Consider the following 24,970-nt stretch of genomic DNA (forward strand, 5'->3'; position numbering starts at 1 on the left):
GGGTCAGCGCAGCGAGTCGCGCCACTGGCGGTGCAGGGCGGCGTACCGGCCCCCGCCGACGATCAGCTCGGCCGGCGGTCCGTCCTCGACAATCCGGCCCCGGTCGAGGACCAGCACCCGGTCGGCGGTCTCCACCGTGGAGAGCCGGTGCGCGATCACCAGCGCGGTCCGGTCCCGCAGGATGCTGCCGAGCGCGCGCTGCACCAGACGTTCGGTCGGGACGTCAAGCGAGGAGGTGGCCTCGTCGAGGATCAGCACCGCCGGGTCGGCCAGGAAGGCCCGCGCGAAGGCGACCAGCTGCCGCTGGCCGGCGGAGAGCCGTCCGCCGCGCCGGTGCACCTCGGTGGCGTACCCGTCGGGCAGCGCCGCGATGAAGTCGTGTGCGCCGATCGCCCGGGCGGCGGCCTCCACGGCCTCGTCGTCGGCGTCCGGACGGCCGAACCGGATGTTGTCCGCGATGGTGCCGCCGTACAGGTGCGTCTCCTGGGTGACCAGCACCATCGCCCGGCGCAGGTCCGCGTCGGCCACCGCGCGCAGGTCCACACCACCGAGGGTGACCGTGCCGGTGTCCGGGTCGTGGAACCGGGCGAGCAGCTTGGCGACGGTGGACTTGCCGGCGCCGGTCGGCCCGATCAGGGCCACGGTCTGACCGGCAGGGACGGTGAGGTCCAGCCCGGTGAGGATCGGCGAGTCCGGGCGGTACCCGAACGACACCGCGTGGAAGCGGACCGCGCCGCGAGTCGCGCCGTCGGGCAGTGGCACGGGTCGGGTCGGTTCGGCGACCGAGGGACGCTCGTCGAGCACCCCGGCGAGCTTCTCCAACGCCGCCGTCGCCGACTGTAGGGAGTTGTAGAACTGGCTCAGCTCCTGCATCGGCTCGAAGAACCGGCGCAGGTAGAGCAGGAAGGCCGCGAGCACACCGACCCCGGTGTCGCCGCCCAGCACCCGGGCACCGCCATAGCAGAGCACCACCGCGACGGTGACGTTGCCGATCAATTTGATGCCCGGTGAGTAGGTAGCGATCAGGTGGAACGCGTGCCGGCTGGAGCGCCGGTAGTCGTCGCTCACCGAGTCGAAGATGTGTTGGTTGCGTGCCTCGCGGCGGTACGCCTGCACCGCCCGGACACCCCGCATCGACTCGACGAAATGGACGATGACCAGCGCCATCGCCTCCCGGGTACGCCGGTACGCGGAGGCCGAGGCCCGGGCGAACCAGCGGGACAGCCAGAACAACAGCGGAAAGGCGAGCAGCGTCACCGACGCCAGCGGCAGGTCCAGCCAGAGCAGGATGCCGGCCACCGAGACGATCGTCAGGGCGGCCATCACCAGGCTCTCGACACCCCCGTCGACCAGCTCGGCGATCGAGTCGATGTCACTGGTCAGGCGCGAGATCATCCGTCCTGACGTGTAGCGCTCGTGGAACGCCACCGGCAGGTGCAGGAAGTGCGCGTACACCCGGCGGCGCAGGTCGAGCAGGACGGCCTGGCCGATCCGGGCGGAGATGCTGAGGAAGCCACGCCGGGCCGCGTACTCGATGCCGGCCGCAGCGGCGAACGACACGGCCACGGTGATCAACGGGCCGGGCTCGCCGGCCCGGAGCGGCTCGATCGCCCGGTCGATGCCGAGCATGACCAGGTACGGCCCGGACATGGCCGCGGCGTTCTGGGTCAACAGCAGCGCGACCGCCGTGCCCAGCCGGGTCCGGTGCGGGCGCAGCATGTCCGCCAGCAGCGCCCGGCTGCGGGCCCGCAGCCGGGCCACCGCCGCCGGATCGGTGTCCTCGGCGAGGCTGCGGTCGGCGTGCGGGTCGGGTGCCACCCCCCGCCAGTCAGTCGGGTCCGCTCCGGGCGGTGGATCCGGCACGGCCGACGCGGCGGTCACGAGAGCACCAGGGGAGAGCCACCGGGCGCTGGATCGGTCGACGTCGGTGTTCCGGCGGTCGTCGACGCGGTCGGCTCGGCGGAGAGCAGCCCACGGTACGCGGGCACGTCGGCGAGCAGCGCGGCATGGGTGCCGACGGCGGTGATCCGGCCGTGCTCCAGCAACGCCACCCGGTCGGCCAGGGCGATGGTGGACGGGCGGTGCACCACCAGCAGCGCGGTGGTGTCGCGCAGCACCCGCTTGAGCGCCGACTCCACAAGCGCCTCGGTGTGCACGTCGAGCGCGGAGAGCGGGTCGTCGAGCACGAGCACGGCCGGTCGGATCAGCACCGCCCGGGCCAGGGCGAGTCGTTGCCGCTGGCCGCCGGAGAGCGACAGGCCCTGCTCCCCGAGCCGGGTACGCAGCCCCCACGGCAGGTCGTACGCGAACTCGGCCTGGGCCAGCGTCAGCGCGGCCCGGACCTCGTCCTCGCCGGCGTCGGCTCGGCCCAGGGTGAGGTTCTCCCACACCGACATGGAGAACAGCGTCGGCTCCTCGAAGGCGAACCCGACCAGGCCGCGCAGCGAAGCCAGCCGCAGGCCCCGCAGGTCGTACCCGTCGAGGGTGATACGGCCGGCGCTGACGTCGTGCAGTCGAGGTACCAGGGACAACAGGGTGCTCTTGCCGCTGCCGGTGGCACCGACCACGGCCACGGTCTCGCCGGGCTCGACGGTGAGATCGAGGCCGCGCAGTACCGGAACCGGGCTTGCCGGATAACGGAAGCCCACTCCCTCGAAGCGGAGCCGACCGCGCACCGTCGAGCGCTCCAGGGCGATGGCGACCGGATGCTCCACGATGGCCGGCCGGGTGTCCAGCACCTCCTGGATCCGGTCCGCGGCGGTGGCCGCCTCCTGCCCGTTGGCGATGATCCAGCCGAGCGACTGCACCGGCCAGATCAGCATCAACTGAAGGCTGACGAAGGCCACGAGCTGACCGATGGTGAGTCGTCCGCCGGCGACCGCGGCGGTCCCGGCCACCAGGACCGTGCCCAGAGTCAGGTTCGGCACCAGGTCGAGCAGCGCCGAGGTGCGGGCGAGCAGCCGTCCCTTGCCGATCCCGGTGTCGTGCAGCGCCTCGGTGCCGGCGGCGAACCGGGCGACCAGTTGCGGCCCCCGCCCGTACGCCTTCATCGTGCGTAGCCCCTGAGCGGTCTCCTCGACCAGCGTGGCCACGTCGCCCTGCTGGTCCTGCATCCGGCGGGACGCGACATGGTAGTGCCGACCGAAGCGGCGGGCGATCAGGAACAGCGGCGCCGCGCTGGCGGCCACCAGCATCCCCAGTGTGGGATGCAACCGGATCAGCAGCACCACCACGGCCAGGTAGGTGACCAGGTTGAGAACGAGAAAGAACAGGCCGAAGGAGAGAAAGCGGCGCAGCACCGACAGGTCGCTGGTGATCCGGGAGAGCAACTGACCGGACGGCCACCGGTCGTGGAAGCTGGCGGAGAGCCGTTGCAGGTGGGCGTAGACATCGTTGCGGATGGCTGCCTCCATCGCCAACGAGGACGACGACTGTACCCACCGCCGGATGAAGATCAGCAGGGCTTCGGTCAGGCCGAGCAGCAGTGCCAGCCCGGCCAGCAGGAACAGACCGGTCAGGTCACGCCGGGCCACCGGCCCGTCGACCACCCGTTGCGCCACCAGAGGTACGGCGATGCCGGCACCCGTGGCGGCGAGCCCGGCCAGCATCAGCCACCCGAACTCGAAGGCGTGTGGACGCAGGTAGCGGCGCAGCCGCCAGAGGTTGCGCAGGGGATGTCGACGGATCTCGCCCCGGTCGGCCGGGCCGCCGCCGCTCCCCGCAGCCACTACCCGACGGTAGCCGCATCTGACGGCGATGTCGGTGTCGGCTTGCTGTCAGCTGCGCCGCCGTCGCCGCCCGCCGCCCTACCACCTCCCACCCCTTTGGCTCTGGTCGGCGGGTGACCGGCGAGTGCCGTTGCACACCGTGATGGTTGCCGATTGTGCGTTGCTAGCCGAGTCGTTCGTGGTCGAGGAGCCAGCGTTTCACCGGCAGCCCCCAGCGGTAGCCGCCGAGCGTGCCGTCGGTGCGCAGCACCCGGTGGCAGGGGACGAACAGCGCGGCGGCATTGCGGGCGCAGGCCGCCGCAGCGGCGCGTACCGCGGTGGGGCGGCCGGCCAGGGCGGCGTACCCGGTGTAGGTGACCGGTGCGCCCGGTTTGACGTCGCGCAACACCTGCCAGGCATGTTCCATGAACGCCCCGCCGGTGTGCTGTTCGACCGGGACGTCGTCGACCGCGGTCAGGTTGCCGTCGAGGTAGTCGGTGACGGCTGCGGTGACCGGACCGAGGTCCGGCCGGTGTCGAGGCTGACCACGCAGGCCGGGGTGCACCAGCGGCAGCAGGTTCGCCGGGTCCGGAGTGAACCCGGACGCCCGTACCGCGCCGTCCGGGCCGACAAGAACGGTGAACGGCCCGGCGGGGGTGTCGATGACGGTGCTGTCGATCATGCTGCTCGTGGTGTTCGTACTGCTCATGCGGCTCTCCAGGGTTGGGTCGATGCTGGCCTGCCCGGTGGACCCAGGCTGGGCCGGGCGGTTGGACTCGGCTGGAGCCGGCGGCCGGGCTCACGCCGACCGCCAGAGACGGATCACGGCGTACGAGCGCCAGGGGCGCCAGCGGACGGCGTACCCGTCGAGGATCTTGGGGCTGTCGGTGAGGCCGAGGGCGGCGGCGCCCCGACGTAGCGCGAGGTCGGTGGGGAGGAACGTGTCGGGGTCGCCGAGCGCGCGCATGGCCAGGTAGCCCGCGGTCCAGGCGCCGACGCCAGGAATCGCGGTCAGCCGCCGCACCGTCTCCTCCCGATCACCACCCGACTCCAGGTCAAGCTCACCGGCTGCGACCGCCCGCGCCACCGCCCGGATCGTTTCGCGCCGCCCCACCGGCATCCGGAACCCCGAATCCGGCACCCCCAGCACCTCCTCCACGGTCGCGAACCCGCGCAGCGCCCCACCCCGCGACCCATCCCATCGACCAAGAGCATCGCGCCGGCCGGAAGCGCTCTCCGAGACCAGAACTTCCTGATCAACTGCGCCGGTGTGGGCGAGCAGGTTGGTGAGGGTGGTACGGGCGGAGGCCACGGAAACCTGCTGGGTGGCGATGGCGCGGACGGCCATCTCGAAGCCGTCCACCGCGCGGGGGACGCGTACCCCGGGCTCGGCCGTCACCGTCGCGGCCAGCGCGGGGTCGGCGGCGAGCGTCTGGTTGACGGCGGCCGGATCCGCGTCCAGGTCGAGCAGCCGTCGGCAGCGGGCCACGGCGGGCGCCAGATCGCGCAGGTCGGTCAGGCGCAGCGTCGCCGTCACGTGACCGGCCGCCGGGGTGAGCGTGGCCTCGCCGGGGCCGTGCGGCAGCCGCAGCCCCCGCCGGTACGCCCCGTCGACCACCTCGTCGATGCCGGGCAGCGTGCGCCGGGCGAGGAAATCAAGCAGCGCGACGGCGTGCAGCGGCGGCCGGTACGCCAGCCGCAGGGTGACCGTGCCCGCACCACCGACGGCCGTGCCGTTTCCGCTACGCAACTGCGACGGCGGTGCGCCGTAGACCGCGCGTACGGTGTCGTTGAACTGGCGGACGCTGCCGAACCCGGCGGCGAACGCGATCTCGGCCAGGCCCAGCCCGGTCGTCTCGATCAGGGTGCGGGCGGTCTGCGCGCGCTGGGCCCGGGCCAGTGCCAGCGGCCCCGCGCCGAGTTCCGCCCGCAGCATCCGATGCAGGTGCCGTTCGGTGTAGCCCAGCCGGGCGGCCAGCCCCGGCACCCCGTCTCGATCTACCACGCCGTCGGCGATCAGTCGCATCGCCCGGCCGACCACGTCGGCCCGTACGTCCCACTGAGGTGAGCCGGGGGAGGCGTCCGGGCGGCAGCGACGGCACGCGCGCAGCCCGGACCGCTGGGCCGCCGCCGACGACGGGAAGAAACGCACGTTGCGTCGCTTCGGGGTCATCGCCGGACAGGACGGCCGGCAGTAGATCCCGGTTGAGGTCACCCCGGTATAGAACCAGCCGTCGAACCGCTGGTCACGGCTGTCGACGGCCCGGTAACACCGTTCGAAGTCGAGTTCCACGTAACCGATGATGCGCCCGCCCCCACCCACCCGGCTCGCGGAATTCGGACCACACCCTCCGCCTCGCGGCAAGGGGTGGGGGTGGGGCGGGGGGAGGGGGACTGTCGGTTGTGGTGGGTAGCGTGCGGCCACCAACTCCAGAAGGGTGCGGCAATGGTTAGCGTGGCGGGGCGGGCGGCGTCGGGACACGAGCCCCCACCACTCGACCCGACAGTGGTCCAGCGCTTCTATCGCCGGATGCGCGCCGTAGCTCCGGCCGCGGTCGGGGCCATCGAGCGGGACCGCGCCGACGATCCGGGTCGTGCCTTCGGCGACACCGCCTGTGGCCGGCTGGTCGGCTCGCTCGACCAGGACGGGGTGCGCTCGCTCGGGATATGGGTGCACCACTGGTGCATGCGCTTCTATGACGACGACACCCGCGCCGCGCTGCGGCTGCTCCGGGAGATCGCCGCTCGACCGGCCATGGGGTGGACGGCCGACGAGATCCACTGGATGCTCGGTGAGTCGCGACACGCCGCGCCCGCCGCCGACGCCCGTTTCACGCTGCCACTCGCCGCCGCCGCCGAGCTCGCCTCCGGTGCGCTACGGATCGACCTGCTGGTGCCGCGCCAGGGAGCGCCGCAACACGACCCGTAACGCCCGGACCGGGTCGGGCCGACCCGGTCCGGCGGAGCGCTGACGGCCGGTCGGGCCTACCTGCCGGCGGCCGGGCGGTACCGGCGTAAGCTGGCTCGTCGTGAGTCTCACCATCGGCATCGTCGGCCTGCCCAACGTCGGCAAGAGCACCCTGTTCAACGCGCTGACCAAGAACGACGTGCTCGCCGCGAACTACCCGTTCGCGACCATCGAGCCCAACGTCGGTGTGGTCGGGCTGCCGGACGAGCGGCTGCACAAGCTCGCCGAGATCTTCAGCTCGCAGAAGGTGATCCCCGCCCCGGTGTCGTTCGTCGACATCGCCGGCCTGGTGCGGGGCGCCTCGAAGGGCCAGGGGCGGGGCAACGCGTTCCTGGCCAACATCCGTGACGCCTCGGCGATCTGCCAGGTCGTGCGGGCGTTCTCCGACCCGAACGTGGTGCACGTCGACGGCAAGGTCTCACCGGCCGACGACATCGAGACGATCAACACCGAGCTGATCCTGGCCGACCTGCAGACGCTGGAGAAGGCCCTGCCCCGGCTGGAGAAGGAGGCCAAGCTCCGTAAGGACCGGGCCGCCGCGGTGGCCGCCGCTAAGGCCGCGGTCGAGGTGCTGGACAACGGCACCACCCTGTACGCCGGTGCGGCAGCAGCCAACATCGAGCTGGAGCACCTGCGCGAGCTGCACCTGCTCACCACCAAGCCGTTCCTCTACGTCTTCAACGTCGACGAGGCCGAGCTGAACAACGCCCAGTTCCTCGACGAACTCCGGGCGCTGGTGGCTCCCGCCGAGGCCGTCTTCATGGATGCCAAGATCGAGTCCGAGCTGGTGGACCTGCCCGAGGAGGAGGCCAGGGAGCTGCTGGAGTCGATCGGGCAGGCCGAGCCGGGGCTGGACCAACTCGTCCGGGTAGGGTTTCGCACGCTCGGCCTCCAGACGTACCTCACCGCCGGCCCCAAGGAGGCGCGGGCCTGGACCGTGCCGATCGGCGCGACCGCTCCGGAGGCCGCCGGGGTGATCCACTCCGACTTCCAGCGCGGCTTCATCAAGGCCGAGGTGGTCTCCTACGCCGCCCTGGTCGAGGCCGGTTCGATGGCTGCGGCGAAGGCGGCGGGCAAGGTCCGCATCGAGGGCAAGGAGTACGTCATGCAGGACGGCGACGTGGTCGAGTTCCGCTTCAACGTCTGAGGCGGGCAGCGGGCACCGCAGCGAGGCGACAGCACCGCGGCTCTCACGCGATAAGCCGGTGGCGTTCTGCGCGGCATAACCCGGATCGGGTAGCTTGACGCGGTCATCGACGGAGGTTTACGGGGTTTCCCTTGACCACGCCTCGTTCAGCCCTGTGCGCTGTCAGCGCCGCATTTCTTACGGCCGGTCTGGCCGCCGCGCCCGCCGCTGCCGGCCAGTTCGGCGAGGAAGTCCACCGCCGGTGCCGGATCGGGTAGACCGCCAGGCTGGTCGTAGGTGTCGGCCCAGAGCCGGCCGAAGTGTCCCGGATCGTCGAAGACCGACATCAGCGGCCTCCGTCGTTGCTACCGGCGCCGCACGGCGCCTTGTCCGATGATTCCCACGTACGCACGAAGCCTCGATTCGATGGGGTTGACGGTGCCTACTCGCTGCCTGGGCGTCGCGGTGTGCCTCATGTCGTCGCTCCCTTCGTTCGGCTGGTCGTGAGTCAATCGGCATCGATGGCCGACGGCAACTGAAATTCACCGGGGCACGCAGTACGCGCTGATTCGCCGCGCGGCCCGACAGGTGGTCAGCTGATGTAGTGCAGGATCACGTTGTGCACGTGGTGGCTCTTCTGGTCGCCTCGGAACTCCACCTCGTAGGTGTGCGTACCGACGTGGATGGCGATCGCGCCGGTGGAGAAGAACGAGCCGCCCCACGACTTGTTGCTGACCACGCTCACGCTGGTGATCTTCGAGTACGGGATGCTGGTGATCGCGTACTTCTTGCCGACGAACGAGCGGTCCTGGATGATGACGCGTCGGTCGGTCAGCCCGATGAACCCGGTGCCGGTGCCGACGGCGTCGTAGACGGCGATGATCTGTTCCCCGTCGAGCAGCCCGCTCTGGATCTGCTGGAACTGTTCCTTGCGGTCATAGATCGCGTTGGCCATGGTGCCCACGGTAGGCAGCGTCCGCCAGCGGACGCACCGTCAGCTCTCGGTGACCGTGCGGTAGGCGTCCTCGATGCGGGCGGCCAGCAGGACCTCGCCCTCGGAGAGGGGCTCGTTGTCGTGCCCGACCCGGATCTGGGTGTGATCGGCGCGCCGGCTGATCTCCGGGCGCAGATGCAGCGCGTCGGCGACCACCTTCACCCGCTCGGTCAGCGCCGCGTGTTGCGTGTCGTCGATGACGAGAGTGCGCCGGATCTGCTCACCCTCACGCGTCCAACCGGACAGTAGGGTGAGGGCGTCGCTGAGGTAGTCATGTTTCGTCCGACCGCCAAACAGCGCCCGCATCACCGCTCCTCCCAGGCTTCGTTGCCGGCTTGTGGCCAAATCGTCGCCGCCCCGTGTCTTTGTCGGTGCCTCTAGTCTTACGTCGCACGGAGGGTGTGTCCACGCCCGCACTTCCGGGGATTCCTGGCCTGACGGATGACCAAGCTACCCAAACCGCCGATTCATCTGGCACTCTGGACGCCCGTGCGGACCGAACGGGCGAACGGCGGCGGACGCGCCGTACGGCGCGATCCGAAGGTGATCGTTGGCGCGGCCATCATCAGGGACGGGCGGGTGCTCGCCTGCGCCAGATCCGCCCCGCCCGAGGTGGCGGGCATGTGGGAGTTCCCCGGGGGCAAGGTGGAGCCGGGAGAGAGTGAGACGGCGGCGCTGGCCCGCGAGTGCGTCGAGGAGTTGGCCGTACGCGTGGAGGTCGGTGCGCGGGTCGGCCGTGACGTCCGGATGGCACACGGTCGTTCCGTCCTCAAGGTGTATGCCGCGCGCCTCCTGCACGACGACGAACCCCGGGCCCTCGAACACTCCGCCCTGCGGTGGCTCTCCGCCACCGACCTGGACACCGTCACCTGGCTCCCCGCCGACACCCCCATAGTCGCCGCCCTCCGCCCCCTCCTAGCCCCCCACCCACCCCTACCCCCACCCCCGCCCCTGGCGCGTTGATCATGAGGTTAGCGGCAGTAGTTGATCTCCACGATGCCGCTAACCTCATGATCAACGGGGGCGGGAGGTGGCGAGGGCTTGGCGGACGGCCCAGGGGATGTAGGCCGGGTCTAGGGTGTCCTGCCAGGTGAAGCGGAGGATCTTCCAGCCGGCGTTGGTCAGGCGGTTCTGGCGACGGCGATCGGCGAAGACTGCGTCCGGGAGGCGGTGCGGGCCTTCGCCGTCGGCCTCCGCGATCACCTGGGGCGCGCGCCAGCCGAGGTCGCCGATGCCGAGCAGGTATCCGTCGTCGTCGCGTATCTCCAGTTGCAGCGCGTCGGGCGGTACCCGGCCGTCGACACAGCGCAGCCTGGTGCGGGTTTCCAGTGGGGACTGGGCGCGCCCATCCGTCTCCGCGAGGTAACCGCGGGCCGCGATCGCGCCCCGCCGGCGGCGGATCCGGTGCGCGATCGACGCCAGGTCGTCCTCGACCAGCAGTCCTGCGTTCAACGCCGAGTCCAGAGCCGAGACGGCCGGGTACCGCTCAACCCGCAGGATCACGTCGCTGACTGTGGTGATGGCATCGGTGGCCAGCAACCCACCCAGATCGACCAGGGACCTCGGCGGGTGCTCCAGTTGGTGCAGCACGACGTTGGGTTGCCGGACCCGGGCCCGCTTGGCGGCTGCTCCGGGCAGGCCGACGTGAATCTCGTCGGACCTCGGCAGGCCGGCTATGCCGTGGAGTTCGGCAGCGCTTTCGTGGACCGCATGGGCGGCTGGCCCCAGCGAGAGCAGTGCGGCCCGGACCAGTTGGCGCCGGGACGGCTCCACCACCCGGAGGGGCTGCGGCAGATAGACGGCCCGCGCCACCGACTGCCACCGCCCCGAGGTGACCAGATTGTCGACCTCATGCCGCGTGTAACCATGCTCCAGCGCCTGCCCGCGGCACACGAGCCCGTCCTGCCCCGCGGCGACCCGCCGAATCCACCCTCGTCCATCCACCCCCGAAGCCTCGGCGACCGACCCCGCCTACCGCAGCCCCTGTGGATAACGCTTGTCGATCATGAGGTTAGCGGCATCGTGGAGATCAATTACTGCCGCTAACCTCATGATCAACGCAAGCAAGGTGGGGTGGGGTGGGGTGGGGGTTAGGGGTTGGTGGGTTTGTCCTGGTCGGGGTGGGCGAAGTTGAGGTGCTCGGGAGGGAGCGGGAAGGTGACGTCGTCGCCGAAGGGCGACGGAGCCGCCGCGCGGTCGAAGGTGAGCTCCGTCAGGGGGAGCTTGCCGCTCGCGTCGACCGCCGGGGCGGTCGGATGGGGCACCTCGCGGTCCCAGTTGACGCCCTGCTGGGCCTGCACCTCGGCCTGGGCGTCGTGGGAGCCGCCGGCATGTGAGTGCACACCGCCGCCCGCAGCGCTGGAGCGCACCGCGCCCGGGGAGTGTCCGCTGGTCACGCTGGTCTGAGGCACCTGACCCCTCCGGAAGATCTTGCTACCGAGCCACACAAGTGGATCGTACCTGCGGTCGACGACCCGTTCCTTCATGGGGATGATCCCGTTGTCGGTGATCTTGATGTGCTCGGGGCAGACCTCGGTGCAGCACTTGGTGATGTTGCAGAAGCCCAGGCCCTGTTCGGTCTGCGCGTAGTCCTTGCGGTCGGTTCTGGTGTCCAGCGGGTGCATGTCCAGCTCCGCGGCCCGGATGAAGTACCGGGGCCCCGAGAACGCCTGCTTGTTCTCGTCGTGGTCCCGGATCACGTGGCAGACGTCCTGGCACAGGAAACACTCGATGCACTTGCGGAACTCCTGCGAGCGCTCGACGTCGACCTGCTGCATCCGGTAGTCGCCGGGGGCCAGATCGGTCGGCGGCGCGAAGGCGGGCGTCTCCCGCGCCTTCTCGTAGTTGAACGACACGTCGGTGACCAGGTCCCGAATGACCGGGAACGTCCGCAGCGGGGTCACCGTGATCGTCTCGTTCTCCTCGAACGTCGACATCCGGGTCATGCAGCCGAGCTTGGGCATCCCGTTGATCTCCATCGAGCAGGAGCCACACTTGCCGGCCTTGCAGTTCCACCGGCAGGCCAGGTCGGGCGCGTCGGTGGCCTGCAGCCGGTGGATCACGTCGAGGACCACCTCGCCCTCGTTGACCTCGACCGTGTAGTCCAGCAGGTCGCCACCGTCGGCGTCGCCCCGCCAGATCCGGAACTGGCGCTTGGTGCCCGGCTTGCCGGGCGTTCCAGACGTTTGGGTGCCCATTCCTCAGCGCTCCTTCTCGGCGTCTGCGACGGTGGCCGCGTCAGTGGCAGCGGCATCGGCGGCGACGAGGGCGTCGAACTCGGTGAGTTCCTCGTCGGTGAGGTACTTGGCCAACTCGGCGCGGTCGAACAGGTCGACCAGCTCGGAGCGCATCTTCGGCAGCGGCTTGCGCTGCAGGCGGACGGCGTCACCCACCAGCGAGCAGACCAGGTTGACCCGTCGCCACTGCGGATCCATGGTGGGGAAGTCCTCGCGGGTGTGGCCGCCGCGCGACTCCCGACGCTCCAGCGCCGCCTTCGCGGTGCACTCGGAGACGACGAGCATGTTGCGCAGGTCCAATGCGAGATGCCAGCCCGGGTTGTACCGCCGGCCGCCCGCGGCGCTGACCTTCGCCACCCGCTCGCGCAGCTCCGCCAGGCGGGCCAGCGCGTCCGCCAGCTCGGCCTCCCGCCGGATGATGCCGACGAGATCCCCCATCACCGCCTGGAGGTCCTGCTGGAGGGTGTACGGGTTCTCGCCGGTGTCCCGCTGCAACGGTGCCAGGGCCGTCTCCACCGCCGTCTCCACCGCGGTCACCGCCACCCGGGGGCGGCCGGTCAGCTGGTCGACGTAGGTGGCCGCGTGCCCGCCGGCCCGCTTGCCGAAGACCAGCAGGTCGGACAGGGAGTTGCCGCCCAGCCGGTTGGAGCCGTGCATGCCGCCGGAGACCTCACCGGCGGCGAACAGCCCACGCACCGAGCCGTACGCGGCACCGCTGTCCGGGTCGACCTCCACGCCGCCCATCACGTAGTGACAGGTCGGACCGACCTCCATCGGCTCCTTGGTGATGTCGACGTCGGCCAGTCCCTTGAACTGGTGGTGCATCGACGGCAGGCGACGACGGATCTCGTTGGCCGGCAGCCGGGAGGCGATGTCCAGGTAGACGCCGCCGGCCGGCGTACCCCGACCGGCCTTGACCTCGCTGTTGATCGCCCGGGCGACCTCGTCGCGGGGCAGCAGCTCCGGCGGACGCCGGTTGTTGTCCGGGTCGTCGTACCAGCGGTCCGCCTCCTCTGGCGTCTCCGCGTACTGCTTGCGGAAGACGTCGGGGACGTAGTCGAACATGAACCGCTTGCCCTCGGAGTTCTTCAGGATGCCACCGTCGCCGCGGACCGACTCGGTGACCAGGATGCCCTTGACCGACGGCGGCCAGACCATTCCGGTCGGGTGGAACTGGAGGAACTCCATGTTGATCAGAGTGGCTCCGGTGCGCAGCGCCAGCGCGTGGCCGTCCCCGGTGTACTCCCAGGAGTTCGAGGTGACCTTGTAGGACCGGCCGACGCCACCGGTGGCGAGCACCACGGCGGGCGCCTCGAAGAGGACGAACTCGCCGGACTCCCGGTAGTAGCCGAAGGCGCCGGCGATCCGGTCTCCGTCCACCAGCAGCTCGGTGATGGTGGTCTCGGAGAAGACCTTGATCCGTGCGTCGTACGAGCCGTGCTCGCGCTTGTCCTCCTGCTGCAACGAGACGATCTTCTGCTGGAGGGTGCGGATCAGCTCCAGACCCGTCCGGTCGCCGACGTGGGCCAGTCGGGGGTACTCGTGGCCGCCGAAGTTGCGCTGCGAGATCTTGCCGTCCTTGGTGCGGTCGAACAGCGCGCCGTACGTCTCCAGTTCCCAGATCCGCTGCGGCGACTCCTTGGCGTGCAGCTCCGCCATCCGGAAGTTGTTCAGGAACTTGCCGCCGCGCATGGTGTCCCGGAAGTGGACCTGCCAGCTGTCCCGGCTGTTCACGTTGCCCATGGCCGCGGCGGCGCCGCCCTCGGCCATCACCGTGTGCGCCTTGCCGAACAGCGACTTCGAGATGATCGCGGTCTTCTTGCCGGCCAGCCGCGCCTCGATCGCCGCCCGCAGGCCGGCGCCGCCGGCCCCGATCACGACGACGTCGTAGTGGTGTCGTTCGATGCGAGTGGTAGTGGTCGTCATGTCAGGGGCCCTCAGTTGATGAACCGCAGGTCGGAGATCCACTCAGCGCTGACGGCCATGACGTAGAAGTCGGTCAGGGCCAGCGTGCCGAGCGTGATCCAGGCGAGCTGCATGTGCCGGACGTTGAGCCAGGAGATGTAACCCCAGGCCCGGTAGCGGACGGGATGCTTGGAGAAGTTCTTCAGTCGGCCGCCGATGATGTGCCGGCAGGAGTGGCAGGAGATCGTGTACGCCCAGAGCATGACCACGTTGCCGAGCAGGATCAGGTTGCCCAGCCCGAAGCCGAAGCCCTCGGGGCTGTGGAAGGCCAGGATCGCGTCCCAGGTGTTGATCAACGAGATGATCGCGGCGAAGTAGAAGAAGTACCGGTGCGAGTTCTGCACGATCAGCGGGAACCGGGTCTCACCCCCGTAGGAGGAGTGACCATCGGGCACCGCGCAGGCCGGCGGCGACAGCCAGAACGACCGGTAGTACGCCTTGCGGTAGTAGTAGCAGGTGAGTCGGAACAGCAGCAGGAACGGCAGGGTGAACGCGGCGTCCGGGATGATCCACCAGCCGGGCAGGTACCGCCCGAAGTGGGCGGCCTCCGGCAGGCACCGGTCCGTCACGCACGGCGAGTAGAACGGGGTCAGGTATTGGTAATCCTCGACCCAGTAGAAGTCGTGCATGAAGACCCGGACCGTCGCGTACGCTACCCACGCGCTGAGCCCGATGACCGTGATCAGCGGGGCAAACCACCAACGGTCCGTCCGCAACGTCTTCGCCGCGATGGCGGCGCGTGCGCGCGCACCCCGCGGTTTCGTTGCCGATGATGTCATTCGCGTTGTCTCCCTGACGGGGCCCTGTCACGGGCGGCGGAACACTTCCGGGCGGCATGCGGACGGGCGAACCCGCACCGCCTGCCGCGTTCTGCGCACACCAACGACCGCACCGGCGTACCGGAGCAGCTAAGTGACACACGTTACGCCGATCTAGCCGGGCCGTCCGCGCAAGGCAGTGTCCCGTGTGTCCCGCTCGTTGGAAAGCCTCTCGCCGTGATTAATATTCGGCCGTCCGGAAAAGATCGACAAACGGTCAACCGGACGCCCCGCCGGTGAAGTTCCACGAGGCCAGCCGCAGCGACGGCGCCTCCCACCAGACACCGTCCAACCGGTCCGGCAGGCGTACCGCGCGCCGACCCAGCTCCAGGACCGAACCCGGCGCGAGCGCCCGCGGATAAGACTCGGTGAAGCGCAGGTCGCGGACCGCACGGGTGACCCGACCGCCCTCGACCAGCCACAGGCCGTTGCGGGTCAGACCGGTGACGACCAGGCTCAACGGATCCAGGACCCGGGTGTACCAGAGGTCGCTGACCAGCAGGCCGCGCTCCATCCGGGAGACCAGGGCGGCGGTGTCCGCATCGCCGACCGCAGCGCCCGCCGTGTCGGCAGCGCCCGCCGTGTCGGCAGGGGCAAGGCGTAGGTTGCGGGGAATCGGGCCGAAGGTGGCGCTGCCGGCCCAGGCGTGCCCGGTCGAGGCGACACCCAGCTCGGCGGCGCTGCGCCGGTCGTGGACCACGGCGCTGGTGGTGCCGGCGTCCACCAGGGTCAGTGCCCGGCTCGGCGTACCCTCCAGGTCGAACGGGAGTCCCGAGGCCGCGAGCGGATCGTCGACCAGGGTCACCGCCCGATCGAACTGGGCCGTACCGAGTGCGGCGAACGACTGACGTTCGGCGTAACGCCGGCCGTTGAAGCCGTACCAGGCGAGGTTCTTCAGCAGGTCCGCGACGGCCGGCGGCTCCATCACCACCGGGTAGCGCCCGGGTGAGAGCTCGACCGGGTGAGCGGCCGCCCGCGCCTTCGCGGCGGCACGCTGTCCCAGGCCGGTGCCGTCGAGGTCGGCGACCCGGTCGACGTGCTGTCGGGCCGTGCCGTCCGCGCCGCCGGCCCGGGCGATGCCGTCCATCGCGGCCTCGGCCGCCTGTGCCCGCGCGAAGTGGCCGGCCGAGTTGGCGAACGCCGCCACGCGGTGACCGGTGCGGCAGTAGCCTGCGGTCGCCAACCCGGCGGCCGCGTCGACGAACGCCCGGACCAGGGCGGCCCGCTGATCCGGTCCGGCGTGGGCGGTGGCCGGATCCCACCCCGGCGAGGGCGCCACCGGCGCCACGGGTGCGAGCCCCGGCCAGGCCGGATCCGGCGGAGTGAACCGGGCCGCCGTCAACACCCGCTCCACCAGCGCGCGCAACCCGTCGGCGGTGACCGCGTTTCCGCTGCCGGCGGCGGTACGCCCGGCCAGGTGGACCCGAAGTCGGACGTCCACGGAGAAGCCGGCCACATTCTGGTGGATCGCCGAGTTGGCGAACCTGGTCAACGCCGACTCGGCCCGGGTCACCGTCACCTCCGCCTGCGCGGCCGGCCCGGCCAGCCGGGTGACCAGGTCCACCACGCGGCTGGCGATGTCCAACTCGGTGCCATCGGCCGGCTTCGCCGGGTCACTCACGCCGCCTCCCGCTGGATGGTGACGACGGACGGCGCCGCCACGACATGTCGATGGGTGGCCCGCGGGTGTTCGGTCACGCGCGTACCCCCACCCGGACGTTGCGGAAGCGGGCCGGTGCCGACGGGTGACCGGTGTGCCCGATCTGGCCGGGCTGGCCCTTACCGCAGTTCGGGGTGCCCCACGGAACCGTTTCCGAGGAGAGCATGTCCATCGAGCGCCAGAACAGCGGGCCGATGCCGGTGTACGTCGGGTTGCGCAGCATCCGCCCCCGCCGGCCGTTGCGGATCTCCCAGCCGATCTCGCAGCCGAACTGGAAGTTGAGCCGCTTGTCGTCGATGGACCAGGACCTGTTGACGTCCATGAGCACCCCCTCGTCGGTGGCGGCGACGATCTCCTCCAGGGTGTGCGGGCCCGGTTCCAGGCCCACGTTCGTCATCCGCACCATCGGCAGTCGCGCCCACCCGTCGGCGCGTACGCTGCCGCCGTGATCGAGGCCCGCGACGGCGGCCGAGTCCCGGCCCGCCAGCACGCCCACCCAGCGGCCGTCCCGTACCGCGTCGCGCTTGACCGCCGGTGAGCCCTCGTCGTCGTAGCCGAAGCTGCCCAGGGCACCGGGGATGGTCGGGTCGATGGTGATGTTCATCAGCTCGGAGCCGTACCGCAGCGAGCCGAGCTGTGCGAGATCCAACCATGAGGTGCCGGCGAAGGCCGCCTCCCAACCCAGGATGCGGTCCAACTCGATGGCGTGCCCGACCGACTCGTGGATCTGCAGGGCCAGCTGCTCGCCGCCGAGGATCAGGTCGGTCTCGCCGCTGGGGCAGAGCGGTGCGGTCAGCAGCGCCCGCGACTCCTCGGCGATCCGTGCCGCGTGCGCGTCCAACTCCAGCGAGTCGACAAGTTCCCAGCCGGTGGTGCCGTACTGGCCGCGGTAGCTCGGCCAGGACCGGCGTTGGGTCTCACCGGCACCGACGGAGGTGGCCGAGATGCCACCGCCGCACTCGCGGATGCGCTGGTCGATGCGGTGTCCCTCGCTGGAGACGAACCATTTCGCGGTGTCCCAGATCTGGTAGAGCCCCTCGGCGAGGTCGGCGCCGTGCTCGGCCATCGTGCTGGTGGCCGACACCAGCAGGTCACCCTTGACGGCGAGGGAGACCCCGAGCGGGTCGACCTCGCAGGGTGAGGACCAGCTCGCCGTGGTCGGGGTGACCGCGACCAGGTCGACGGGCGGGCCGGGAACCAGCGCACTGGCCGCCGCGGTCCGCGCGGCCCGGTGGCCGGCGTCGCGGGCGGCCAGGTCGGACAGCTCCGGTACGGCGTGGAAGCCCCAGCTCGAACCCACCAGCGCGCGTACGCCCAGGCCGACGCTCTCGTCCTGGGCCAGCGACTCGATGTCGCCGTTGCGGGCGGTCATCGACTCGTAGCGCCGGTGCATCACCCGGACGTCGGCGTAGCGGGCGCCCGCGTCCAGCGCGGCCTGCACGGCCACCTCGGCCGCCCCGAACTCGCTCATCATCACACCTCACCGCCGGGCTTCCCGAGGCACGGCGCCACGGTGGACACGATGCGCTCGCTCATCGCCCCGACCCTAGGCCAGCCGACCGACAACCTCAGGGAAGCAGGTCCTGAGGCGGGCGCCGTGCCGGTGATCCCCCCGCCGCCACCGGCTCGCCGAGGGGCAGGGCCTTCGTGCCGGGCGCCTTCGGTCACCCGTCGCTGGTGAGCACCCACGTCGAACCGTAGCCGCGGCTCACGCCCCGAGATGGGTGCGCAGGAAGTCGAGCTCCAGGCGGAGAAGGCGTTCGGCGAGGCCGCCGGTGGCCATGTGGGTGGCGCCGGTCAGCGGCAGCACCGCGTGCGGCCGGCCGGTGGCCAGCAACGCCGCCGACAGCCGCAGCGTGTGCGCCGCCACCACGTTGTCGTCGACCATGCCGTGCACCAGCAGCAGCGGTCGGGCGTGCGCCGGGTCGGTGACCGGCTCGGCGGCCAGTTCCACCAGCGAATGATGCGCGTAGACGTCCTCGCCGTCGACGGGCAGACCCAGGTACCGCTCGCTGTACGCGGTGTCGTACAGGGCCCAGTCGGTGACCGGCGCACCGGCGATACCGCACCGGAACAGCTCCGGATGCCGCAGCACCGCCAGACCGGCCAGCCAGCCACCGAACGACCAGCCGCGCACCGCCACCCGGTCCAGGTCCAGGTCCGGGTGCTTGTCGGCGAGCGCGGTGAGCGCCTCCACCTGGTCGAGCAGGATCACGTCGGCCACCCGCCGGTGGATGGCCTTCTCGTAGGACGGTGCGATGCCCGGCGTACCCCGGTTGTCGGTGACCACCACCGCGAAGCCGGCGTCGGCCCACCACTGCCGCTCCAGCCAGGCCGAACGCGCGGCCACCACCTCCTGGTGCCCCGGACCGCCGTAGACGTCCAGCAGCACCGGCAGCCGACGGCCGGTGACGTGGTTGTCCGGGTAGAGCACCGCCGAGGGAAGCCGACGGTCGGTCACCCGTTCCAGCAACGGCAGCGGGGAGTAGCTGGGCGTGGCGGCCAGCGACCGCAACGTGGCCACCTCGCGATCGCCGTGCAGCACCGTCCACCGGACGCCCGGGTGGTCCAGCGAGGCGCTGCCGATGACCAGCACGCCGCCACCGACCGCTCCGACGTGCCAGCCGGCGTCGCCGGTCAACCGGCGGGCGTCCACGCCGCCGCCGATGGAGGTGCGGACCCGGAACAGGTGCTGTTCGCTCGGCTCGCCGTCGCTCGCCTCGACCAACAGGTCCGCCGGACCGTTGCTGGCGGCGAGCCGGCCGACCACCCGGCGCACGTACAGCGAGGGTGGGGTGAGCAGGGCGCCGTCGGCGAACAGGCAGCGCGCGTCGTACCCGTCGTGGGCCAGCTCGCCACCGACCAGCACCCGGCCGTCGGGCAGGTGCACGGGGGTGCCCGGGATCGGTTCGACCCAGCGGGGGTCGGCCAGTTCGGCGTGCACCTGGGTCTCCCCGGTACGCGGATCGACCGCGAGCACCAGCCCGTGCTGCTGGGCGCGGCGCAGCACGGTGATCAGCGGGGTGCCCTCACCCCAGTGCACCGCGGTCAGGTACGGGTAGGTCTCCCGGTCCCAGTGCACGTCGACCCAGCCGCCGTCGAGGTCGAGCAGGTGCAGGCTGACCTCGGCGTTCGGGCCACCCGCCACCGGGTACGGGACGCTGACCGGCGGGCTGCCCGGCTGCGCCGGATCGTGCAGGTGCCAGCGGGGCAGCCGGGACTCGTCCACCCGGGCGGCGAGCACCGAGCGACCGTCGGGTGCCCACCAGTAGCCGCGGTGCCGGTCGAACTCCTCCGCCGCGATGTGCTCGGCCAGCCCCCAGAGCACGCCGGAGTCCTCGCCGGCCAGCATGGTGTCGGCACCGTCGGGGTCGATCACTCGTAACTCGCCCCGGCGCATCCCTTCGGCAGCGTCGGTCACGTAGGCCAGCCGCTGCCCGCTCGGGTCCGGCCGGGGGTCGAGCACCGGCCCGACGGCGGGCACCTCGATCACGTCGCCATGCGCCAGGTCTGCCCGGAAGAGCCGCCCCGCCAGCGCGAACACCGCGACCCGTCCGGCGGCGTCGAGGGCGTACGAGCCGATGCCGGAGGCGCTCAACCGCAGCCGCTCCCGCCGGGAGCGTTCCCCCGGGCTCAGCGCGTCAGGGTCGGCATCGGTGCCGAGCAGGGTGCCCGGATCGGCGACCAGCCGTTCCGTGCCGGTCGCCACGTCCAGCAGCCAGAGCGCGTCGGCCGGATCCTCCGGCCCGGCCGAGCGTAGGAACACCACCCGGGCACCGTCGTCGGCCACGGAGACGGCCCGCGGCGCCCCGTGGCTGAACCTGCGGGTGCGGGCGGCCAGCTCGGGAAAGTCCACAGGCCAAATCGTAGGCCGGGACCGAGCCCGATGTGAGCGACCTGCGCGGACGCGTCTGGGCCGGCAGGCGAGAACTGCCGGTTAGAGTGACCGTCGTGACGACGCTGCCTGACCGCCGCCTGCTGCTGGTCCACGCGCACCCCGACGACGAGTCCATCGGCACCGGCTCGACGATGGCTTACTACGCGGCCACGGGTGCCCGCGTCACCCTGGTGACCTGCACGCTGGGCGAGGAGGGTGAGATCCACGTACCGGAGCTGGCCGGGCTCGCCGCGGCCGAGGCCGACCAGCTCGGCGGGTACCGGATCGCCGAGCTGGCCACCGCCTGCGCCGAGCTGGGCGTCACCGACCACCGGTTTCTCGGCGGAGCCGGCCGCTACCGGGACTCCGGGATGATGGGCCTGTCGACCAACGAGCATCCCCGGGCCTTCTGGGGCGCCGACCTGGACGAGGCGGCCGGGTATCTGCTGGAGATCATCCGGGAGGTGCGTCCGCAGGTGGTCATCACGTACGACGACAACGGCTTCTACGGCCATCCCGACCACATCCAGGCACACCGGGTGACCATGCGGGCCGTTGAGCTGGCCGCTGCCGAAGGACTCGCACCGGCGAAGGTCTACTGGACGGCGATGCCGCAGAGCGTGCTGGAGGCCGGCATGACGCACTTCGCGGAGGCGTCGGACAACCCCTTCGCCGGTATCGCCGACGCCACCGAGCTGCCGTTCTGCACGCCGGACGAGGAGATCGCGGCCCGCATCGACGCCACCGAGCAGCACGCCGCGAAGGAGGCGGCGATGCGCGCCCATGCCACCCAGATCCCGGCCACCTCCTGGCTGTACTCGATCGCCGGCAACTTCGGCGCCGAGTTCATGGGGGTGGAGTACTTCACCCTGGCGCTGGGGGAGAAGGGGGCGGGCAGCGGCCCGTACGGCTGGGAGTCGGATCTGTTCGCCGGGGTGGACGCGGTAGCGCCGGACGCGGCCGGCGGCCCGGACGTGTTCGGCGGTCCCGGCCGTAGACCGGTCACCCCGGCCGGTCACCGGTGACCCTGCCCGCCGCGATGTCGGTCGCCCCGCAGGAGCAGCAGCCGCCCCCACCACGCCGGAGGTGGCGACGTCCGCTGGACGTCGGCCTGCGGGTGGCCGGCGGTATGTTCGCCGTCCTGGCGGCGATGCTGAGCGCGGTGCTGGAGTTGCTGCTCGCTCCGCTTCGGATCGGCGGGTACCTGGTCGGCGTCGCGGTGCTCGTGGCCGTGGCCGCGAACATCGCGTTGAGCTGGTTGGCCGTCGAGACCGTCGGCCGTCGCTGGGCGGTGGCGCTGCCGGCGCTGCCCTGGGTGGCCATCATGGTGATCGCCGCCGACCGGACCAACGAGGGCGACGTCCTGCTCGTCGGCAACTGGGTAGGGCTCACTCTGGTGGTGGGCGGTGCGATGACCTTCACGGTGATGGCCTTCCGGTCGATCCTCGCGCCGGCCCCGACGCCCGGACGGTACTGACGTCGCCCAGCGACGGGTGGTAGATATTCCTGCCAGGAGACCCGCCATCCGGGCGGGCGGTACGGCGGGAGGCATGTGATGGGACAGCGGTGGCGCGCGGTAGGTGTGCTCGCGATCGCACTGTTCGCGGTCAACGTGGTCGCCCGGCTGGTCATCCGGTTCGGCTTCGACGGCAACGACAGCGTCGCCGACCGGGTGTCGCTCGGGATGTTCGTGGTGATCGGCCTGATGCTGGCCGGTGTCGCCTTCGTCTGGGGTGAGCGACGTCCGTTGGCCCGCTGGGCCGGCGAGGTGGCCGCCGCGATCGGCATCGCGGTCGGGCTGACCGTGCTGATCGGGCCCCTGCTGGTCGGTGGCAACCCGTTCGCCGGTGGCGGCGGGACGTTCTTCGCGCAGATCGGTCTCTACCTGGTGGCGACCACCGTCGGGACGATGCTGGGCTACCTGCTGCTGGTCACGCTCGGTCGCGACTACCGTTCGCGCAGCCTGCAACGGTACGCCGAGACCACCGCGGCCAAGCCCCGCCGGGTGGTCCGCCGCTGACGGGCGGGGTCACTGCGGTGCGACGCGGGTCAGGTAGGTGTGGTGGGTGGTGAAACCCAGCTTGCGGTAGAGCGCGACCGCGCCGGTGTTGCTCTGCTCGACCTGGAGGAACGCGTCGGTCGCACCGGTGTCGGCGGCCCAGTCGGCGAGTGCTCGGATCAGCCGGACGGCCAGTCCCTGCCGGCGTGCGGCGGGCAGCACCTCGATCAGGCACAACCCGAGCCAGCGCCCCTGGCCGGTGACCGTGCCCCGGCCGATCCCGACGAGCGCGCCGTCGAGGTACGCGTGGGCGAAGCGGATCTGGTCCACGGCGGTGAGAACGTGCCGGGCGGCGTCCGGCAGCCCGCCCTTGCGGCCGGCGGCCACGGCCAGCCAGTCCGTTGACGGCGTCGCGGTCAACTCGACCACCGGGCCGGCCGAGCCGTCCCGGCCGGGCGGGTCACCGGGGTTGTCGGGTGCGGAGCCCTCGTCGGGCGGTGTCGCCGCGCTGAGGGTGGCGAGCGGGGCCGTCTGCACCAGCACCGGTGGCCGGCTGCCCCAGCCGCGCCGGTCGAGTTCGCTGCCGACCGGCGCGGCCAGCGGCAGCGGCGTGTTGACCATGGCCGGCCGCCCGTGGCCGGCGTACCAGCGTTCGACCGCGTCCACGGCGGCCGGCAGCGGACGGTCCGGATCGCCCACCGGCAGCGCCGAGTTGGCCCGGCCGGTCCAGCCGTCGGCATCCCGCAGCAGCCAGTCACCGAGCCGGGCCCGGACGGGGGCCGGCCACGCCTCGTCGGCGGCGAGTTCCAGCTCGACCATGGCGGCGGCGGTCGGCCGGCGGGCCGGCGGAACCCGCTTGGCCCGGTGCACCTCGGAGATCGGCACCCGCAGCCGCCCCTGTCGGGTGGTCAGCGTGAGATGCGTCTCGCTCAGCTCGACCAGTTCACCGAGGGCATCGGAGTACACCGGCCGACCACCGCGCACGCCGACGCGACGCCGCACCACGATTCGGTGTCCCAAGTCTTGCTCTCGGAGCACGATCGACCTCCTCCCGGGCGAGATACTAGGCTCTTAACCGTCGCGGGTGATCGCGGCATGTCTTGCGGAGGAGAAGACCGGTGACCTACATCATCGCCGAGCCGTGCGTGGATGTGCTCGACAAGGCGTGCGTCGAGGAATGCCCGGTCGACTGCATTTACGAGGGCAACCGGATGCTCTACATCCACCCCGACGAGTGCGTCGACTGTGGCGCCTGTGAGCCAGTCTGCCCGGTGGAGGCGATCTTCTACGAGGACGACGTCCCGGAGCAGTGGAAGGACTACACTGGTGCCAACTACGAGTTCTTCGAGGAGCTCGGCTCGCCCGGCGGGGCCTCGAAGATCGGCAAGGTGGAGAAGGACGCCACCTTCGTCGCCGCCCAGCCGCCCCGCGGCGAGGGCCACTGAACCGGCCCGCCCCGGTCTCGTCGCGGCTGCCCGAGTTCACCTGGGACACGCTTGACGCCGCGGCCACGCTGGCTGCGGCGCATCCGGACGGCGTGATCAACCTCTCCATGGGTACGCCGGTCGATCCGGTGCCGCAGGTGATCCGGCAGGCCCTGGCGGATGCCTCGGACTCGCCCGGCTATCCGCTGACCGCCGGCACCCCGGCGCTGCGGGACGCGATCGCGGGCTGGGTGTCGCGGGCCAGTGGCGCCGGCCCGGACGGGTTCGGGGTGTTGCCGACAATCGGCTCGAAGGAACTGGTGGCCTGGCTGCCCACCCTGCTCGGGGTGGGGCCCGGCGACGTCGTGGTGGTCCCGTCGATCGCCTACCCGACCTACGAGGACGGCGCTCGGCTGGCCGGGGCCACGACCGTACGCACCGACTCGCTGACCGCCGTCGGTCCGACGTCGCGGGTACGCCTGGTCTGGGTGAACTCGCCGGGCAACCCGACCGGCCGGGTGCTGCCCGCCACGCACCTGCGCAAGGTGGTGGACTGGGCGCGTGAGCGCGGCGCGGTGGTGGCCAGCGACGAGTGCTACCTGCCGTTGGGCTGGGACGCCGAGCCGGTGTCGGTGCTTTCGCCCGAGGTGTGCGGCGGCTCGTACGACAACGTGCTGGCGGTGCACTCGCTGTCCAAGCGGTCCAACCTGGCCGGCTACCGGGCCGGGTTCGTAGCCGGCGACCCGGCCCTGGTGGCCGAGCTGCTCAAGATCCGCAAGCACGCGGGGATGATCGTGCCGGCGCCGGTGCAGGCGGCCATGGTGGCGGCCCTGCGCGACGAGCGGCACGCCGACGAGCAGCGGAAGCGGTACGGTGCCCGGCGCGAGACGCTGCGGGCGGCGTTCGTGGGCGCCGGTTTCACCGTGGAGCACTCCGAGGCGGGACTCTACCTGTGGCTGACCCGGGGCGAGGACTGCTGGGCCACCGTCGACTGGCTGGCCCGGCGGGGAATCCTGGTCGCCGCCGGTGTCTTCTACGGTCCCGGCGGGCGGCGGTACGTCCGGGCGGCGCTTACCGAGTCCGACGAGCGGATCGGCGCGGTCGCCGCCCGCCTGGCCTGACCACGACGAGGTCCGCCCCGGGGGCGGACCTCGGCCGGCGATATCCTCGGCGCGGACGCAGGGCGGGTCGCCGGC

The 24,970-nt window shown here is 71.4% G+C and carries 23 protein-coding genes; 8 read left to right on the top strand and 15 right to left on the bottom strand.

The genetic code is table 11. The features are described 5' to 3' along the window. Window positions 1-3: 3 nt before the first annotated feature. The 4 genes from AC2CHE_RS17105 to AC2CHE_RS17120 form a co-directional block, all read right to left on the bottom strand. Window positions 4-1,881: an ABC transporter ATP-binding protein gene (locus tag AC2CHE_RS17105; RefSeq protein WP_484505881.1), complete on the bottom strand. Its 1,878-nt coding sequence runs from the start codon at window positions 1,879-1,881 to the stop codon at window positions 4-6. Further along, window positions 1,878-3,728 (bottom strand): ABC transporter ATP-binding protein, encoded by a 1,851-nt coding sequence (locus AC2CHE_RS17110; protein WP_484505882.1) that lies wholly within the window; start codon window positions 3,726-3,728, stop codon window positions 1,878-1,880. Before AC2CHE_RS17110 ends, AC2CHE_RS17105 begins: the two co-directional genes overlap by 4 nt. A 163-nt stretch (window positions 3,729-3,891) precedes the next feature. Further along, window positions 3,892-4,416, bottom strand: coding sequence for a methylated-DNA--[protein]-cysteine S-methyltransferase (locus tag AC2CHE_RS17115; RefSeq protein WP_484505883.1), 525 nt, complete (start codon window positions 4,414-4,416; stop codon window positions 3,892-3,894). Window positions 4,417-4,506: 90 nt separating this feature from the next. Then, window positions 4,507-6,000 carry a DNA-3-methyladenine glycosylase 2 family protein gene (locus tag AC2CHE_RS17120; RefSeq protein WP_484505884.1) on the bottom strand — a complete coding sequence of 498 codons (1,494 nt, stop codon included), beginning with the start codon at window positions 5,998-6,000 and terminating at the stop codon, window positions 4,507-4,509. A gap of 153 nt (window positions 6,001-6,153) precedes the next feature. On the opposite strand from AC2CHE_RS17120, the gene AC2CHE_RS17125 reads away from it, so the two are divergent. After that, window positions 6,154-6,636, top strand: a complete 483-nt coding sequence (locus AC2CHE_RS17125; RefSeq protein ID WP_484505885.1) for a hypothetical protein — start codon at window positions 6,154-6,156, stop codon at window positions 6,634-6,636. 100 nt (window positions 6,637-6,736) lie between these two features. Further along, entirely contained in the window at window positions 6,737-7,822 is a 1,086-nt protein-coding gene (gene ychF, locus AC2CHE_RS17130) for a redox-regulated ATPase YchF (protein ID WP_484505886.1), read from the top strand. A 146-nt stretch (window positions 7,823-7,968) separates the two neighbouring features. On the opposite strand, the gene AC2CHE_RS17135 is transcribed toward ychF, so the two are convergent. The 3 genes from AC2CHE_RS17135 to AC2CHE_RS17145 form a co-directional block, all read right to left on the bottom strand. Next, entirely contained in the window at window positions 7,969-8,148 is a 180-nt protein-coding gene (locus AC2CHE_RS17135) for a hypothetical protein (RefSeq protein WP_484505887.1), read from the bottom strand. 245 nt (window positions 8,149-8,393) lie between these two features. Further along, a complete protein-coding gene (locus AC2CHE_RS17140) occupies window positions 8,394-8,756 on the bottom strand; it encodes a PH domain-containing protein (RefSeq protein WP_484505888.1) in 363 nt (120 codons plus the stop codon). A gap of 39 nt (window positions 8,757-8,795) precedes the next feature. Beyond that, entirely contained in the window at window positions 8,796-9,101 is a 306-nt protein-coding gene (locus tag AC2CHE_RS17145; RefSeq protein WP_484505889.1) for a 4a-hydroxytetrahydrobiopterin dehydratase, read from the bottom strand. A gap of 183 nt (window positions 9,102-9,284) precedes the next feature. Here AC2CHE_RS17145 and AC2CHE_RS17150 point away from each other — a divergent pair, with 183 nt between their 5' ends. Continuing rightward, entirely contained in the window at window positions 9,285-9,758 is a 474-nt protein-coding gene (locus tag AC2CHE_RS17150) for a (deoxy)nucleoside triphosphate pyrophosphohydrolase (protein ID WP_484505890.1), read from the top strand. 51 nt (window positions 9,759-9,809) lie between these two features. Here the strand turns inward: AC2CHE_RS17150 and AC2CHE_RS17155 are convergent, their stop codons facing one another. The 7 genes from AC2CHE_RS17155 to AC2CHE_RS17185 form a co-directional block, all read right to left on the bottom strand. Further along, entirely contained in the window at window positions 9,810-10,688 is an 879-nt protein-coding gene (locus AC2CHE_RS17155) for a hypothetical protein (protein ID WP_484505891.1), read from the bottom strand. Between the two features lie 197 nt (window positions 10,689-10,885). Further along, window positions 10,886-11,992, bottom strand: coding sequence for a succinate dehydrogenase/fumarate reductase iron-sulfur subunit (locus tag AC2CHE_RS17160; protein WP_484505892.1), 1,107 nt, complete (start codon window positions 11,990-11,992; stop codon window positions 10,886-10,888). 3 nt (window positions 11,993-11,995) lie between these two features. Continuing rightward, window positions 11,996-13,957, bottom strand: coding sequence for a fumarate reductase/succinate dehydrogenase flavoprotein subunit (locus AC2CHE_RS17165; protein WP_484505893.1), 1,962 nt, complete (start codon window positions 13,955-13,957; stop codon window positions 11,996-11,998). 11 nt (window positions 13,958-13,968) lie between these two features. After that, window positions 13,969-14,775: a hypothetical protein gene (locus AC2CHE_RS17170; protein ID WP_484505894.1), complete on the bottom strand. Its 807-nt coding sequence runs from the start codon at window positions 14,773-14,775 to the stop codon at window positions 13,969-13,971. Between the two features lie 256 nt (window positions 14,776-15,031). Next, window positions 15,032-16,435 carry a TldD/PmbA family protein gene (locus AC2CHE_RS17175; protein ID WP_484505895.1) on the bottom strand — a complete coding sequence of 468 codons (1,404 nt, stop codon included), beginning with the start codon at window positions 16,433-16,435 and terminating at the stop codon, window positions 15,032-15,034. Window positions 16,436-16,508: 73 nt separating this feature from the next. Then, on the bottom strand, window positions 16,509-17,945 hold the full coding sequence (locus AC2CHE_RS17180) for a TldD/PmbA family protein (RefSeq protein WP_484505896.1): 1,437 nt from the start codon (window positions 17,943-17,945) through the stop codon (window positions 16,509-16,511). 237 nt (window positions 17,946-18,182) lie between these two features. Beyond that, entirely contained in the window at window positions 18,183-20,330 is a 2,148-nt protein-coding gene (locus AC2CHE_RS17185; RefSeq protein ID WP_484505897.1) for a S9 family peptidase, read from the bottom strand. A gap of 86 nt (window positions 20,331-20,416) precedes the next feature. Here AC2CHE_RS17185 and mshB point away from each other — a divergent pair, with 86 nt between their 5' ends. From mshB to AC2CHE_RS17200, 3 genes are all read left to right on the top strand, one after another. Further along, window positions 20,417-21,376, top strand: coding sequence for an N-acetyl-1-D-myo-inositol-2-amino-2-deoxy-alpha-D-glucopyranoside deacetylase (gene mshB, locus AC2CHE_RS17190; RefSeq protein ID WP_484505898.1), 960 nt, complete (start codon window positions 20,417-20,419; stop codon window positions 21,374-21,376). 14 nt (window positions 21,377-21,390) lie between these two features. Continuing rightward, window positions 21,391-21,828 carry a hypothetical protein gene (locus tag AC2CHE_RS17195; protein ID WP_484505914.1) on the top strand — a complete coding sequence of 146 codons (438 nt, stop codon included), beginning with the start codon at window positions 21,391-21,393 and terminating at the stop codon, window positions 21,826-21,828. A 78-nt stretch (window positions 21,829-21,906) separates the two neighbouring features. Continuing rightward, window positions 21,907-22,371 (top strand): hypothetical protein, encoded by a 465-nt coding sequence (locus AC2CHE_RS17200; protein WP_484505899.1) that lies wholly within the window; start codon window positions 21,907-21,909, stop codon window positions 22,369-22,371. 9 nt (window positions 22,372-22,380) lie between these two features. On the opposite strand, the gene AC2CHE_RS17205 is transcribed toward AC2CHE_RS17200, so the two are convergent. Further along, entirely contained in the window at window positions 22,381-23,388 is a 1,008-nt protein-coding gene (locus AC2CHE_RS17205; protein WP_484505900.1) for a GNAT family N-acetyltransferase, read from the bottom strand. Between the two features lie 80 nt (window positions 23,389-23,468). On the opposite strand from AC2CHE_RS17205, the gene fdxA reads away from it, so the two are divergent. Next, window positions 23,469-23,795, top strand: a complete 327-nt coding sequence (gene fdxA, locus AC2CHE_RS17210; protein WP_484505901.1) for a ferredoxin — start codon at window positions 23,469-23,471, stop codon at window positions 23,793-23,795. Further along, a complete protein-coding gene (gene dapC / locus AC2CHE_RS17215; RefSeq protein WP_484505915.1) occupies window positions 23,792-24,895 on the top strand; it encodes a succinyldiaminopimelate transaminase in 1,104 nt (367 codons plus the stop codon). Before fdxA ends, dapC begins: the two co-directional genes overlap by 4 nt. The last annotated feature ends 75 nt before the right edge of the window (window positions 24,896-24,970 follow it).

Source organism: Micromonospora sp. ATLC16 (assembly GCF_057196645.1).